The following is a 13,465-nucleotide window of genomic DNA, read 5'->3' as shown; positions in this document are numbered from 1 at the left end:
GACACACGCCTCATCTCAAGGCGAACCTTTCGCCTTGGCTCCTACGATAAAAACAAGTTCTGGAGACCAGCATGAACGCATCGCTTACGCCCAACGAGACCACGCTGCAAAAGGTCAAACTGCTGATCGACGGCGAATGGGTCGAGTCGCAGACCACCGAGTGGCACGACATCGTCAACCCGGCCACCCAGCAAGTGCTGGCCAAGGTTCCGTTCGCCACCGCCGCTGAGGTCGATGCCGCTGTCAGCGCCGCGCAGCGTGCCTTCCAGACCTGGAAACTGACCCCGATCGGCGCGCGGATGCGCATCATGCTCAAGCTGCAAGCGCTGATCCGCGAGCACTCCAAGCGCATCGCCGTGGTCCTCAGCGCTGAGCAGGGCAAGACCATTGCTGACGCCGAGGGCGATATTTTCCGTGGCCTGGAAGTGGTCGAGCACGCGTGCTCGATCGGCACTCTGCAAATGGGCGAGTTCGCCGAGAACGTCGCCGGCGGCGTCGACACTTACACCCTGCGCCAGCCGATCGGTGTGTGCGCCGGCATCACGCCGTTCAACTTCCCGGCGATGATTCCGCTGTGGATGTTCCCGATGGCGATCGCGTGCGGCAACACCTTCGTGCTCAAGCCTTCGGAACAGGATCCGCTGTCGACCATGCTGCTGGTGGAACTGGCCATTGAGGCTGGCGTTCCGGCGGGCGTGCTCAACGTCGTTCATGGCGGCAAGGATGTGGTCGATGGCCTGTGCACACACAAAGACATCAAAGCCGTGTCTTTCGTCGGTTCGACCGCTGTCGGCACCCACGTTTATGACCTGGCCGGCAAACACGGCAAACGCGTGCAGTCGATGATGGGCGCGAAAAATCACGCTGTGGTGCTGCCGGATGCCAATCGCGAACAAGCGCTGAACGCCTTGGTCGGTGCCGGTTTCGGTGCCGCCGGGCAACGCTGCATGGCCACCTCGGTGGTAGTGCTGGTGGGCGCGGCGAAACAATGGCTGCCGGATCTGAAAGCGCTGGCGCAAAAGCTCAAGGTCAACGCCGGCAGCGAGCCGGGCACCGATGTCGGTCCGGTGATTTCGAAAAAGGCCAAGGCGCGGATCCTTGAACTGATCGAAAGCGGCATCAACGAAGGCGCCAAGCTTGAGCTCGATGGTCGCGACATCAGCGTGCCGGGCTACGAGCAAGGCAATTTTGTCGGCCCGACCCTGTTCTCCGGGGTGACCACCGACATGCAGATCTACACCCAGGAAATCTTCGGCCCGGTGCTGGTGGTGCTTGAAGTCGACACCCTCGATCAGGCGATTGCGCTGGTCAACGCCAATCCGTTCGGCAACGGCACCGGCCTGTTCACCCAGAGCGGCGCGGCGGCGCGTAAATTCCAGACTGAAATCGACGTCGGTCAGGTCGGCATCAACATCCCGATTCCAGTGCCGGTACCGTTCTTCAGCTTCACCGGTTCGCGCGGCTCGAAACTCGGCGACCTCGGCCCGTACGGCAAGCAAGTGGTGCAGTTCTACACGCAGACCAAAACGGTCACGGCGCGCTGGTTCGATGACGACAGCGTCAACGACGGCGTGAACACCACCATCAACCTGCGCTGAGGATTCGATCATGAAAATCGCATTTATCGGGCTGGGCAACATGGGCGCGCCGATGGCGCGCAACCTGATCAAGGCTGGCCACTCGTTGAACCTGGTCGACCTGAACAAAACCGTGCTGGCGGAACTCGAGCAACTGGGCGGCACCATCCGCGCTTCGGCCCGCGAGGCGGCGGAAGATGCCGAACTGGTGATCACCATGCTCCCGGCGGCTGTGCACGTGCGCAGCGTCTGGCTGGGTGAGGAGGGCGTGCTCGCCGGCATTCGCCAAGGCGTGCCGGCGGTGGATTGCAGCACCATCGATCCGCAGACCGCCCGCGACGTTGCTGCGGCCGCCGCCAAACACGGCGTGGCCATGGCCGATGCGCCGGTCTCCGGCGGCACTGGCGGCGCGACCGCCGGCACGCTGACCTTCATGGTCGGCGCCACCCCGGAACTGTTCGCCACCCTGCAGCCGGTGCTGGCGCAGATGGGCCGCAACATCGTCCATTGCGGTGAAGTCGGCACCGGCCAGATCGCCAAGATCTGCAACAACCTGCTGCTGGCGATTTCGATGGTCGGCGTCAGTGAGGCGATGGCGTTGGGCGATGCGCTGGGGATCGACACCGGCGTTTTGGCCGGGATCATCAACAGCTCGACCGGCCGTTGCTGGAGTTCGGAGATGTACAACCCGTGGCCGGGCATCGTCGAAACGGCGCCGGCCTCGCGCGGTTATACCGGTGGTTTCGGCGCGGAGTTGATGCTCAAGGATCTGGGGCTGGCGACGGAAGCGGCGCGGCAGGCGCATCAACCGGTGGTGCTCGGCGCGGTGGCGCAGCAGTTGTATCAGGCGATGAGTCAGCGTGGTGATGGTGGGAAAGACTTCTCGGCGATCATCAACAGCTATCGCAAGCCGCAGTAATCGCGATCAGCCCTTGTGGCGAGGGGATTTATCCCCGTTGGGTTGCGCAGCAGCCCCCTGGATTGTGTCAGGTGAACCGCGTGCTCAGGGGTTGCGACTGCTGCGCAGTCGAGCGGGGATAAATCCCCTCGCCACAGGTTTTAGCAACGCCGGGACATTTGCCGGGAAATCACGTCGGGTGATTTCCCGGCTTTTTGTGCAGGAAGAAAAAGATCGCAGCCTTCGGCAGCTCCTACATGGGAATGCGTTCCTGTAGGAGCTGCCGAAGGCTGCGATCTTTGCTTTATCAGGCGAAGACGAAGTATTTGCGTACGGTCTCGACCACTTCCCACGTGCCCTTCATGCCCGGCTCAACCACGAAGATATCGCCGGCGCGCAGGTGGATCGGCGCCATGCCGTCCGGGGTGATCACGCAGTAGCCTTCCTGGAAATGGCAGTACTCCCACTTCACATAATCGACGCGCCACTTGCCCGGTGTGCAGATCCACGTGCCCATGATCTTGCTGCCGTCTTCGCTGGTGTAGGCGTTGAGGTTGACGGTGTGCGGGTCGCCTTCGAGTTTTTCCCACTTGCAGGCGTCGAGTACCGGCAGCGGGTGAGTGTCGCGTAGAACGGTGATTGGGGCGGTCGCGGTCATGAGGGACTCCGGGCAAGTGGACTTGAGAATTGAAGTCGCACCCTATAGCGCCCGGTTGTCGCTCAGTTGTCTGGGGTCGACATCGGAGTGCTCAGAAACGCGCAGCGATGAGCGCTTGTAACAATGCCTGGGCATAACCCGGCAGCGCGGCGAAGTCTCTCGCGCAGAGCAATAACCTGCGACGCGCCCATGGCTCATTCAGAGTCACGCACTTGAACTGCTCGAGCATCGCGCGTTGGACAGCGGCCAACGGCACGATGGCCAGGCCGGCGCCATGGGCGACCATGCGCATTGCGCCATCAAAGCCATCGGCGCGAATGCGCACCTGCATTCGTGCGCCGCTGTGCAGCGCCTGTTCTTCCAGATAAATCGCCAATGCGCTGTCGGCGCTGAGTCCGACAAAGTCGTGCTGCAACGCGTCGCTGAAACTGACCTCAGCGGCGTCAGACAACGGGTGATCGAGCGGCAGAATCAGCACCAGCGGATCGTAGCGAAACGCTTGAGTCTGTAGGCCGTTGGTGTCGACCGCGTCGGACACAATCCCCAGTTCCGCCGCTCCTTCGCGCAAGGCATGGGTGATCCGCGCGCTGGGCAGTTCCTGTAGATCAATGTCGAGATTGGGATGGCTGCGCAGGAAATCCGCGAGCACTTCCGGCAGGTACTCGGTGATCGCCGTGGTATTGCACAACAGCCGCACCTGACCTTTGACGCCGTGCGCGTAATCGGCCAGATCCTGCTGCATGCGTTCGGCCTGTTGCAAAAGGATGCGCGCATGGCGGGCGAGGGCTTTGCCGGCCGGCGTCGGGGTGACGCCACGGCGGCCGCGCTCGAGAAATTCGGCGCCCAGCGAGGCTTCCATCGCGCGGATTCGAGCGCTGGCGGCGGCCAGGGACAAGTGGCTGCGGGCGGCGCCGGCGGTGATGTTGCCGGTGTCGAGGATGTGCAGGTAGAGGCGCAGGTCGGTGAGATCGAAGTGCATGGGGTTTGCCTCTGATTTTTATGGTGTGTGGGCTGGTCCTTTCGCTGGCAAGCCAGCTCCCACAGGTTTCTTGTTGATCTCTAAATGGATGAACAACCGAGATTCTGTGGGAGCTGGCTTGCCAGCGATGAGGCCAGATGCATCACTGCAAAGATCAGCCTCTTGCAAAGGAAGAGGCTGCCTCAGTATATGGCAGATTTTCCCCCAGCCCGGATCAGTGCACATTACCCCAATGCACACACTAACCGACTTCTACCAAACCCTCGGCCTGACCATGTCTCTGCTGGTAATCGCCACCTTCCTCCTCGCCGGCACGGTCAAAGGCGTGATTGGCCTCGGCCTGCCCACTGTCGCCATGGGCCTGCTCGGTCTGGCTATGGCGCCGGCGCAGGCAGCCGCGCTGTTGATCATTCCGGCGACCCTGACCAACCTCTGGCAACTGGCCTTCGGCGGTCATCTGCAAGGATTGATCAAACGCCTCTGGCCCATGCTGCTGATGATCTTCCTCGGCACCGGCATCGGCACCCTGTGGATCGGCATGGCCGGCGGCCATTGGGTGGTGCACGGACTTGGCGCGGCGCTCTTGCTGTATGCATTGAGCGGACTGTTTCTGCCGACTTTGCACGTCAACCCGCGACATGAACGCTGGCTCGGCCCGCTGTGTGGCCTGATCACCGGCGTCATCACCTCCGCCACCGGCGTCTTCGTGATTCCGGCGGTGCCGTACTTGCAAGCGTTGGGGCTGAGCCGCGATGAACTGGTGCAGGCACTCGGCCTGTCCTTCACGGTTTCGACCCTGGCGCTGGCGCTTGGGCTGCTCTGGCACGGCGCACTCGGCGGTGGCGAATTGAGCGCCTCGCTGCTGGCGCTGATCCCGGCCATGCTCGGCATGTGGCTTGGCCAATGGTTGCGTCAGCGCATCAGTGCGGTGCTGTTCAAGCGGGTGTTCTTTATCGGACTGGGCGCGCTCGGCGCCCATTTGCTGATCAGCGGCTAGCCGAGGATTCGCTGAGCATGTCGATCGGGCGGATATCGAAATCACGCTCCAGATAGTCCATGCGTTTGGCGAAGAACGCTTTCATGTGCGGCAATGCCGAGTGCTCATCCAGATGCGCCTGGCTGGCCCAGATCTCGTAGAAGATAAACAGCGTCGGATCCTGCTGGTCGCGCAGCATGTGGTACTCGATGCAGCCCGGTTCGGCGCGGCTCGGCTCCACGTAAGCACGGAACAGCGCTTCGAATTCGGCGGCTTTTTCCGGGCGGGTCTTGGCGTGCAGGATGAAACCCTGGCGTTCACTCATCACAACTTCCTCAAAGCAGAAAGCGGCGATGCTACGGCAACAATTGGCGATCGATTCGTGCGTTTTGATCAAATGTATTTTGCGCCGACGTGGCTGTTTCCGCGCGAGATCGATGGTTAATCTGCCGCCATTCCAATTCCTGTTTCAATCCAGCCTTGAAGGCTGCGCCAAGGGTTTTCCGATGAAAAAAGTCCTGCTGCTCAATGGCGGTAAAAAATTCGCCCACTCCGATGGCCGCTACAACACCACCCTGCACGAAACCGCGCTGAGCGTGCTCGATCGCGGTGGTGTCGACGTCAAGACCACGTTTATCGACGAGGGCTATGACGTTGCCGAAGAAGTGGCCAAGTTCCTCTGGGCCGACGTGATCATTTATCAGATGCCGGGCTGGTGGATGGGCGCGCCGTGGACGGTGAAAAAGTACATCGACGAAGTTTTCACCGAAGGCCACGGCAGCCTCTACGCCAGCGACGGTCGCACCCGTTCCGATGCTTCGCAGAAGTACGGCAGCGGCGGTCTGATTCAGGGCAAGCAATACATGCTGTCGCTGACCTGGAACGCGCCGCAGCAAGCCTTCGATGACCCGACGGATTTCTTCGAAGCCAAAGGCGTGGACGCGGTGTACTTCCCGTTCCACAAGGCCAACGAGTTTCTGGGCATGACCGCACTGCCGACCTTTCTCTGCGTCGACGTAATGAAGCGCCCGAACATCGACAATGATGTTGTGCGCTATGAGCAGCATCTGACTGAGGTGTTTGGCCTCAAGGCTTGATGGGTTTCGGGCTACTATCCGGGTACAGCAAAAGATCGCAGCCTACGGCAGCTTCTACAGGGGGCATGGCTACAGGCTGCGATCGGCGATTCCAGCGAGGACACCCGTGAAAGCCAGATCCGATGAGTTGCAGATTTTCGTCTGCGTGATCGAGTGCGGTTCGATTTCCGCCGCCGCCGAGCAGGTCGGCCAGACGCCGTCGGCCGTCAGTCGCACGCTGTCGAAGCTCGAAGCCAAGCTCGACACCACGCTGATCAACCGCACCACGCGGCGCATGGACCTGACCGAGGAGGGCAAGTATTTCTTCGAACAGGCCAAGCTGATTCTCGATCAGATGGATCAACTCGAAGAGCGTCTGTCTTCGCGCCAGCAAACTCCCTCCGGGCGCCTGCGCATCAACGCCGCCTCGCCGTTCATGCTCCACGCCATCGTTCCCTACATCGACGAATTCCGGCAGCTCTATCCGGACATCCAACTCGAACTCAACAGCAACGACCTGATCATTGACCTGCTGGAACAAAGCACCGACGTCGCCATCCGCATCGGCACTCTCGCCGACTCGACGCTGCATGCGCGTTCGCTCGGTTGCAGTCCGTTAATGATCGTCGCTAGCCCTGCTTACCTGAAAAAACACGGTGTGCCCCGGCAGGTCGCAGACCTCAGTGAACACACGCTGCTCGGCTTCACCCACAACGAAGGCCTCAACCAATGGCCGCTGCGCTATGTGCATGGCGACCGCTGGCCGATCAACCCGGCGATCAGCGCTTCCAGTGGTGAGACCGTGCGCCATTTGGCGCTGGAGGGGCAGGGCATTGCCTGCCTGTCGCACTTCATGACCATCGACGACATCCGCGCCGGACGCCTGAAAGTCCTGCTCGGCGAATTCAACAGCGGCTACCGCCAGCCGATCAACGCCGTGTACTACCGCAACTCGCAACTGGCGTTGCGCATCCAGTGCTTCCTCGACTTTATCCAGGGCAAACTCGCCGCCTACGCCAGCGCCGAATTCAAGGGCTGATTCGTGATCCCTGCGCAAGAGTGAATTGGCCGAGGGCGGGTTTTTCGCCGGGTTTCATCGGCCGATACTCGCTGCATCACTTATTCACGCAGGGAGTTTCTCCATGAACGTATTCGTCACCGGCGCTGCCGGTTTTATCGGCGGTTCCATCGCCACCGGCCTGGTGCGCAGCGCCGAGCAGGCTGATGAGCTGAAAGCATTGGGCATGAACGCGGTAATCGGCACCCTCGATGACAGCCAATTGCTGGCGCAACAGGCGCGTGCTGCCGATGCCGTCATCAATGCTGCCAGCAGCGATCATCGCGGTGCAGTGGAAGCGTTGCTCGACGCTTTGCGCGGCTCGAACAAGGTCTTTCTGCACACCAGCGGTTCGAGCATCGTCGGCGACGCTTCCGGCGGCAAATCCAGCGATGACATTTACTACGAGGACAACCTGCCGGAGCCGACTGTCGATAAGGCCGATCGCGTAGTCATCGACAACCTCGTGCTCGCGGCGGCGCAGGATGGCGTGAACTCGGCGGTGATCTGCAACACGCTGATCTACGGCCACAGCCTGGGCGTCAACCGCGACAGCGTGCAATTGCCGCGACTGCTGAAACAGGCGCGCAAAAGCGGCGTCGTTCGCCACCTCGGAACAGGGCAGAACATCTGGTCCAACGTGCACATCGAAGACGTCGTCGCCCTATACCAGCTGGCGCTGACCAAAAACGTGCCGGGCACTTTCTACTTCGTCGAGAGCGGTGAAGCCTCGTTCATCGACATGACCACCGCCATGGCCGAAGCCCTCAATCTGGGCAAACCGCAAGACTGGCCATTGCAAGACGCCGAAGCCGAATGGGGCTACGAAATGGCCAACTACGGCCTCGGTTCCAACAGCCGCGTACGCGGCAAACACGCCCGCGACCTGCTGGGCTGGAAGCCGAAGCGCACGTCGGTGGTGGAATGGATTCGTAACGAAATGGTGTGAGTCCAGCGCGCACCGAGTGAAGCCATTCGCGAGCAAGCTCGCTCCCACAGGTGACCGCGTTCTGCCTGAAGGAATGCGATAAAAACTGTGGGAGCGAGCCTGCTCGCGATTGCGTTGGGTCAGTCAGCAGAGATATTGAATTTGAAGCAGCCATCGCGAGCAGGCCTACAGATTGACTGCGTTCTGTCTGGAGAAATGCGATCAAAAACTGTGGGAGCGAGCCTGCTCGCGAAAGCGGTGGGTCAGTCAATGAAGATGGTGAATGTGAAGCGGTCTTCGCGAGCAGGCTCGCTCCCACAGAGTTAAGTGGAGATTTGAAATGCCATGAAAATCCCGCACTCCGATTTTCATTAATCACGACACCCCATACCCATCAGCGACACCTCGTGCCTCTCCACGAAAATTACTTTCATTTGGTTTGAAATCTCTATCTCGAAATGATTTATGAGTTTCACAACCCATTCGAACGTGACCCTTTCGAGGAGTACCGCATGACGCCTTCCTTCGGCTATTGGCTGCTGGTCTACGCCGCCGTGGCCATCATTGCGCTGATCGTGTTGATCGCCCGTTACCGGCTCAATCCGTTCATTGTCATCACCCTGATCTCCCTGGGCCTGGCGCTGGTGGCCGGGATGCCGCCGTCGGCGGTGGTCGGTGCGTATGAGGCCGGCGTCGGCAAGACGCTGGGGCATATTGCGCTGGTGGTGGCGTTGGGAACGATGCTCGGCAAGATGATGGCCGAGTCCGGTGGGGCCGAGCAGATGGCGCGCACGCTGATCGAGCGATTCGGCGAGAAGAACGCGCATTGGGCGATGGTCTGCATCGCGTTTCTGGTCGGCTTGCCGCTGTTCTTCGAAGTCGGTTTCGTCTTGCTGGTGCCGATCGCTTTCACCGTGGCGCGCCGCGTTGGTGTGTCGATTCTGATGGTCGGGCTGCCGATGGTGGCCGGCCTTTCGGTGGTGCATGCGCTGGTGCCGCCGCACCCGGCGGCGATGCTCGCGGTGCAGGCCTATCAGGCCTCGGTCGGGCAGACCTTGCTGTACGCGATCGCGATCGGCATTCCGACCGCGATCATCGCCGGGCCGCTGTACGCCAAGTTCATCGTGCCGCGCATTCAATTGCCGGCGGACAATCCGCTGGAAAAGCAATTTCTCGACCGTGAACCGCGCGACAAACTGCCGGGTTTCGGCATTACCATGGCGACCATTCTGCTGCCGGTGGTGCTGATGTTGATCGGCGGCTGGGCTAACCTGATTTCCACTCCCGGCAGCGCTTTCAACCAGTTTCTGCTGTTCATCGGCAATTCGGTGATCGCGCTGTTGCTGGCGACTTTGCTGAGCTTCTGGACGCTAGGGATTGCCCAAGGTTTCAACCGCGAATCGATCCTCAAGTTCACCAACGAATGCCTCGCGCCCACCGCCAGCATCACCTTGCTGGTCGGCGCGGGCGGCGGCTTGAACCGGATTCTGGTGGATGCCGGCGTCACCGATCAGATCGTCAGCCTTGCCCATGAATTTCATTTGTCGCCACTGATCATGGGCTGGTTGTTCGCTGCGCTGATGCGCGTTGCCACTGGCTCGGCCACCGTGGCGATGACCACCGCATCAGGCGTTGTCGCGCCGGTGGCCATCGGTCTGGGTTATCCACATCCTGAGCTTTTGGTGCTGGCGACCGGCGCCGGCTCGGTTATCTTTTCCCACGTCAACGACGGCGGCTTCTGGTTGATCAAGGAATACTTCAACATGACGGTCGCGCAGACGTTCAAGACCTGGACCGTGCTCGAGACGCTGATTTCGCTGGTCGCTTTCGCGCTGACCGTCGGCCTTTCCTACCTGCTGTAACCGGAGCCCGCCGCCCATGGACATCCTCTACCAGATCCGCGCCCGCCAGGATTCCTTCAGTGCCGGCGAGGGGCGCATTGCGCGGTTGATGCTCGACGATGTCGGCTTTGCCGCCAGCGCCAGCCTCGAAGACCTCGCACAACGCGCCGAGGTCAGCACCGCCACGCTGTCGCGCTTTGCCCGCACGGTCGGCTGCCGTGACCTGCGTGATCTGCGTCTGCAACTGGCCCAGGCCAGCGGCGTTGGCAGCCGGTTTCTCGACCCGGCGGGCACGCCTGAGCAGTCGGCGTTCTACGGGCAGATCGTCGGCGACATCGAAACCACGCTGCGCCAGCATCTGGCCGGTTTCGACGAATCGCGCTTCGCCGACGCAGTGAAATTGCTCAGTCAGGCGCGGATGATTCACGCGTTCGGCATGGGCGGTTGCTCGACCCTGTGCAGCGATGAATTGCAGGTGCGCCTGGTGCGCCTCGGTTACCCGATTGCGGTGTGTCATGACGCGGTGATGATGCGCGTCACCGCCGCCAGTTTGAACGCCGAGCAAGTGCTGATCGCCTGCTCGCTGACCGGCATCACCCCGGAGCTTTTGGAAACCGTGGAGCTGGCACGCAACTACGGCGCGCGCATCCTCGCCATCACTCGCGCCGACTCACCGCTGGCCGAACTGGCCGACGTCGTGCTGCCGCTGCAAGGCGCGGAAACCTCGTTCATCTACAAACCGACGGCGGCGCGCTACGGCATGCTGCTGGCCATCGACGTGCTCGCCACGGAGCTGGCGCTGGCCAGCCCTGAAGACAATCAAGAACGTCTGCGGCGAATCAAACTCGCCCTCGACGAATACCGTGGCGGCGACGATCACCTGCCGCTGGGAGACTGACATGCAGTACGACACGCTCATCCGCAACGCTCTGCTCATCGACGGCAGCAACACGCCGGGCTACCGCGCCGACGTGGCGATTCTCAATGGTCGCATCGAGCGTATCGGCGATCTGCCTGACGCCCGCGCCACCGAAGAAATCGACGCCGCCGGCCGGGTGCTGGCGCCGGGTTTCATCGACGTGCACACCCACGACGACACCGTGGTCATCCGCCAACCCGAAATGCTACCCAAGCTCAGCCAGGGCGTGACCACGGTGATTGTCGGCAACTGCGGCATCAGCGCTTCGCCGGTCACTTTGAAGGGCAATCCGCCGGACCCGATGAACCTGCTCGGCAGCGCAGCGGCGTTCGCCTATCCGCGCTTCAGCGACTACCGCGCCGCCGTCGAAGCGGCCAACCCCACGTTGAACGTCGCCGCACTGGTCGGCCACACCGCGTTGCGCAGCAATCACCTCGACGACTTGTTCCGCACCGCGACCCCCGACGAAATCACCGCCATGCGCGCGCAGTTGCGCGACAGTCTCGAGGCCGGCGCGTTGGGTTTATCCACAGGCCTGGCCTACGCCAGCGCCTTCAACGCGTCCACCGATGAAGTCATGCAACTGACCGAAGAACTGACGGCGTTCGGAGCGGTGTACACCACCCATTTGCGCAGCGAATTCGCTCCGGTGCTGGAGGCGATGGACGAAGCGTTTCAGATCGGCCGACACGCGCAATCGCCGGTGATCATTTCTCACCTCAAATGCGCCGGCGTCGGTAACTGGGGACGCAGTCCGCAATTGCTCGCAGCGCTGGAAGAGGCAGCGAAAACCCATCCGGTCGGCTGCGATTGCTATCCCTATGCGGCGAGTTCCTCGACCCTGGATTTGAAGCAAGTCACCGATGCCCATCGCATCACCATCACCTGGTCAACACCGCACCCGGAAGTCAGCGGGAGAGACCTGATCGACATTGCTGGCGAATGGAAACTGTCGCTGGAAGAAACCGCGAAACGTCTGCAACCGGCGGGCGCGGTGTACTACGGCATGGACGAGGCCGACGTCAGAAGAATCCTCGCTCATCCGCTTTCGATGGTCGGCTCTGACGGACTGCCCGAAGACCCGTTCCCGCATCCGCGCCTATGGGGCGCTTTCCCACGGGTGCTGGGCCATTTCAGTCGCGACGTCGGGTTGTTTCCGCTGCACACCGCCGTGCACAAGATGACCGGCCTGTCGGCGGCGCGTTTTGGCTTGCAGGAAAGGGGCGAGATTCGTGAAGGACATTGGGCGGATCTGGTGTTGTTCGATCCGGCGACCGTGCGTGACGTGGCCGATTTCAACGAGCCGCAGCGGGCGGCGCAGGGGATTGACGGGGTTTGGGTCAACGGCGTGTTGAGCTATCGCGACGGGCAGGCAAATGGGGCGAGGGCAGGGCGGTTTCTTGCGCGCGAAGGTGATTTGCGCGAAGGATTTCATTGATGGTGATGGCGCCAAAAGATCGCAGCCTGCGGCAGCTCCTACAGGAGATCGCGTTCCATTGTAGGAGCTGCCGAAGGCTGCGATCTTCTGATTTTCTAAAGTGATGGCACTATGAGATTAAAGAAAGCCATCCACAAGCCGATTTGCTGACATCCTCCCCGTCTACACTGTGGGGCCAATCAGTCAGGGAGCACCCCATGAGCTTCGGCAAAACCACCCCGATCCTGCGGATCTTCGATGAGGCCAAGGCTGTCGAGTTCTACGTCGATTTTCTCGGTTTCAAGATCGACTGGCAGCATCGCTTCGAAGCGAATTTTCCGCTGTATCTGCAGGTGTCACGGGGCGAGTGTGTGCTGCATCTGTCCGAGCATCACGGCGATGCCTGCCCGGGTTCGGCGCTGCGTATCGAGACCGATGAGCTGGAGGCGTTTCAGCAGCAACTGATGGCCAAGGATTACAAGTTCTCGCATCCGCAGATTCAGGCGATGCCGTGGGGCAGTCAGGACATGACCATTGCTGATCCGTTTGGCAATCGGTTGGTGTTTACCAATGCGATCAGTCTTTGACTTGAACGCCTAGCGCGACCTGACCTCTTGGGATTGCCCGCAGGCATCAGTAATACTTGCGGGCGCTCACCTCATTCCGTCGGCACCAACCGATCCAGCACCCGATTCACCGCCATCTCCGCGACCATCACAATCTGCGCGATGCCCTGCAACGTCTTGCGCTGCGAGCCGTTCACCAGCCCCGCCTGATCGTTGAGCATCACCGTCGCCGAGCCCAGGGTTTCGCAGGCATCGGCCAAAAGCGATTCGTTGTCGGCGTCGGGATTGGCCATGTACAGCGTGTTGGATTTGTAGGGCGGGGCCATGAATTCGGCGCTGGACGGGCCGAGGTAATGGTCGAGGGCGCGGTCGGCGGCTTCGTGGAATTTCTTTGAGTCGGCGGATTCGTAGGGGGATGCCGAGTCGGTGGGGGGCGGGTTTGGGGTTACTTTGAACATATCCAGATCCTCATTTTGGCTGGCCACCGCTTTCCTACTAAAGAAAGTGGAGGCAGCTGTGCGCAGGTTAGTAGACCGGGGATCTGGGAAGCCGGCGCGCCCGAGAGCGCCCTGC

General features: G+C 61.3%; 14 protein-coding genes. 10 read left to right on the top strand and 4 right to left on the bottom strand.

All coding sequences use genetic code 11. The annotated features are described in order from the left end of the window. Positions 1 to 71 precede the first annotated feature (71 nt). Positions 72 to 1,598 carry a CoA-acylating methylmalonate-semialdehyde dehydrogenase gene (locus AB4N47_RS19580; RefSeq protein ID WP_341639022.1) on the top strand — a complete coding sequence of 509 codons (1,527 nt, stop codon included), beginning with the start codon at positions 72 to 74 and terminating at the stop codon, positions 1,596 to 1,598. 10 nt (positions 1,599 to 1,608) lie between these two features. Continuing rightward, positions 1,609 to 2,496 (top strand): 3-hydroxyisobutyrate dehydrogenase, encoded by an 888-nt coding sequence (mmsB, locus tag AB4N47_RS19575; RefSeq protein WP_016770578.1) that lies wholly within the window; start codon positions 1,609 to 1,611, stop codon positions 2,494 to 2,496. Positions 2,497 to 2,782: 286 nt separating this feature from the next. On the opposite strand, the gene AB4N47_RS19570 is transcribed toward mmsB, so the two are convergent. Together AB4N47_RS19570 and AB4N47_RS19565 are read right to left on the bottom strand one after the other, a co-directional pair. After that, on the bottom strand, positions 2,783 to 3,133 hold the full coding sequence (locus AB4N47_RS19570) for a cupin domain-containing protein (protein WP_016770579.1): 351 nt from the start codon (positions 3,131 to 3,133) through the stop codon (positions 2,783 to 2,785). Positions 3,134 to 3,224: 91 nt separating this feature from the next. Beyond that, complete coding sequence (locus tag AB4N47_RS19565; protein WP_460154316.1) at positions 3,225 to 4,112, bottom strand: LysR family transcriptional regulator; 888 nt, start codon at positions 4,110 to 4,112, stop codon at positions 3,225 to 3,227. Positions 4,113 to 4,344: 232 nt separating this feature from the next. Between AB4N47_RS19565 and AB4N47_RS19560 the strand changes: the two genes are divergently transcribed. Beyond that, positions 4,345 to 5,109: a sulfite exporter TauE/SafE family protein gene (locus AB4N47_RS19560; protein ID WP_341639024.1), complete on the top strand. Its 765-nt coding sequence runs from the start codon at positions 4,345 to 4,347 to the stop codon at positions 5,107 to 5,109. Here AB4N47_RS19560 and AB4N47_RS19555 read toward each other — a convergent pair. Beyond that, a complete protein-coding gene (locus AB4N47_RS19555) occupies positions 5,099 to 5,413 on the bottom strand; it encodes a putative quinol monooxygenase (protein WP_122602648.1) in 315 nt (104 codons plus the stop codon). The genes AB4N47_RS19560 and AB4N47_RS19555 overlap by 11 nt on opposite strands. Before the next feature lie 181 nt (positions 5,414 to 5,594). On the opposite strand from AB4N47_RS19555, the gene AB4N47_RS19550 reads away from it, so the two are divergent. The 7 genes from AB4N47_RS19550 (at position 5,595) to AB4N47_RS19520 (ending at position 12,913) form a co-directional block, all read left to right on the top strand. Next, a complete protein-coding gene (locus tag AB4N47_RS19550; RefSeq protein WP_016771795.1) occupies positions 5,595 to 6,185 on the top strand; it encodes an NADPH:quinone oxidoreductase MdaB in 591 nt (196 codons plus the stop codon). Between the two features lie 106 nt (positions 6,186 to 6,291). Beyond that, on the top strand, positions 6,292 to 7,203 hold the full coding sequence (locus tag AB4N47_RS19545; RefSeq protein ID WP_341639025.1) for a LysR family transcriptional regulator: 912 nt from the start codon (positions 6,292 to 6,294) through the stop codon (positions 7,201 to 7,203). Between the two features lie 103 nt (positions 7,204 to 7,306). After that, complete coding sequence (locus AB4N47_RS19540; RefSeq protein WP_460154315.1) at positions 7,307 to 8,170, top strand: NAD-dependent epimerase/dehydratase family protein; 864 nt, start codon at positions 7,307 to 7,309, stop codon at positions 8,168 to 8,170. A gap of 491 nt (positions 8,171 to 8,661) precedes the next feature. Beyond that, entirely contained in the window at positions 8,662 to 10,011 is a 1,350-nt protein-coding gene (locus AB4N47_RS19535) for a GntP family permease (RefSeq protein WP_460154314.1), read from the top strand. 16 nt (positions 10,012 to 10,027) lie between these two features. Beyond that, positions 10,028 to 10,888 (top strand): MurR/RpiR family transcriptional regulator, encoded by an 861-nt coding sequence (locus AB4N47_RS19530; protein ID WP_341639028.1) that lies wholly within the window; start codon positions 10,028 to 10,030, stop codon positions 10,886 to 10,888. 1 nt (position 10,889) lies between these two features. Continuing rightward, complete coding sequence (locus tag AB4N47_RS19525) at positions 10,890 to 12,347, top strand: N-acyl-D-amino-acid deacylase family protein (protein WP_341639029.1); 1,458 nt, start codon at positions 10,890 to 10,892, stop codon at positions 12,345 to 12,347. A gap of 197 nt (positions 12,348 to 12,544) precedes the next feature. Continuing rightward, positions 12,545 to 12,913: a glyoxalase superfamily protein gene (locus AB4N47_RS19520; protein WP_016771789.1), complete on the top strand. Its 369-nt coding sequence runs from the start codon at positions 12,545 to 12,547 to the stop codon at positions 12,911 to 12,913. Between the two features lie 71 nt (positions 12,914 to 12,984). Here AB4N47_RS19520 and AB4N47_RS19515 read toward each other — a convergent pair whose 3' ends face one another. Further along, positions 12,985 to 13,350, bottom strand: coding sequence for a DUF6124 family protein (locus tag AB4N47_RS19515; protein ID WP_280074902.1), 366 nt, complete (start codon positions 13,348 to 13,350; stop codon positions 12,985 to 12,987). Positions 13,351 to 13,465 lie beyond the last annotated feature (115 nt).

The organism is Pseudomonas sp. S3_G06, assembly GCF_054667565.1.
The sequence above is the reverse complement of the archived record's forward strand: the minus strand, read 5'-3'. Positions and strand labels throughout refer to the sequence as shown.

Bases quoted from the DNA above. Each gene is read 5' to 3' on its own strand.
- AB4N47_RS19580 (WP_341639022.1), top strand. From the start codon at position 72: ATGAACGCATCGCTTACGCCCAACGAGACCACGCTGCAAAAGGTCAAA.
- mmsB (WP_016770578.1), top strand. From the start codon at position 1,609: ATGAAAATCGCATTTATCGGGCTGGGCAACATGGGCGCGCCGATGGCG.
- AB4N47_RS19570 (WP_016770579.1), bottom strand. From the start codon at position 3,133: ATGACCGCGACCGCCCCAATCACCGTTCTACGCGACACTCACCCGCTG.
- AB4N47_RS19565 (WP_460154316.1), bottom strand. From the start codon at position 4,112: ATGCACTTCGATCTCACCGACCTGCGCCTCTACCTGCACATCCTCGAC.
- AB4N47_RS19560 (WP_341639024.1), top strand. From the start codon at position 4,345: ATGCACACACTAACCGACTTCTACCAAACCCTCGGCCTGACCATGTCT.
- AB4N47_RS19555 (WP_122602648.1), bottom strand. From the start codon at position 5,413: ATGAGTGAACGCCAGGGTTTCATCCTGCACGCCAAGACCCGCCCGGAA.
- AB4N47_RS19550 (WP_016771795.1), top strand. From the start codon at position 5,595: ATGAAAAAAGTCCTGCTGCTCAATGGCGGTAAAAAATTCGCCCACTCC.
- AB4N47_RS19540 (WP_460154315.1), top strand. From the start codon at position 7,307: ATGAACGTATTCGTCACCGGCGCTGCCGGTTTTATCGGCGGTTCCATC.
- AB4N47_RS19535 (WP_460154314.1), top strand. From the start codon at position 8,662: ATGACGCCTTCCTTCGGCTATTGGCTGCTGGTCTACGCCGCCGTGGCC.
- AB4N47_RS19530 (WP_341639028.1), top strand. From the start codon at position 10,028: ATGGACATCCTCTACCAGATCCGCGCCCGCCAGGATTCCTTCAGTGCC.
- AB4N47_RS19525 (WP_341639029.1), top strand. From the start codon at position 10,890: ATGCAGTACGACACGCTCATCCGCAACGCTCTGCTCATCGACGGCAGC.
- AB4N47_RS19520 (WP_016771789.1), top strand. From the start codon at position 12,545: ATGAGCTTCGGCAAAACCACCCCGATCCTGCGGATCTTCGATGAGGCC.
- AB4N47_RS19515 (WP_280074902.1), bottom strand. From the start codon at position 13,350: ATGTTCAAAGTAACCCCAAACCCGCCCCCCACCGACTCGGCATCCCCC.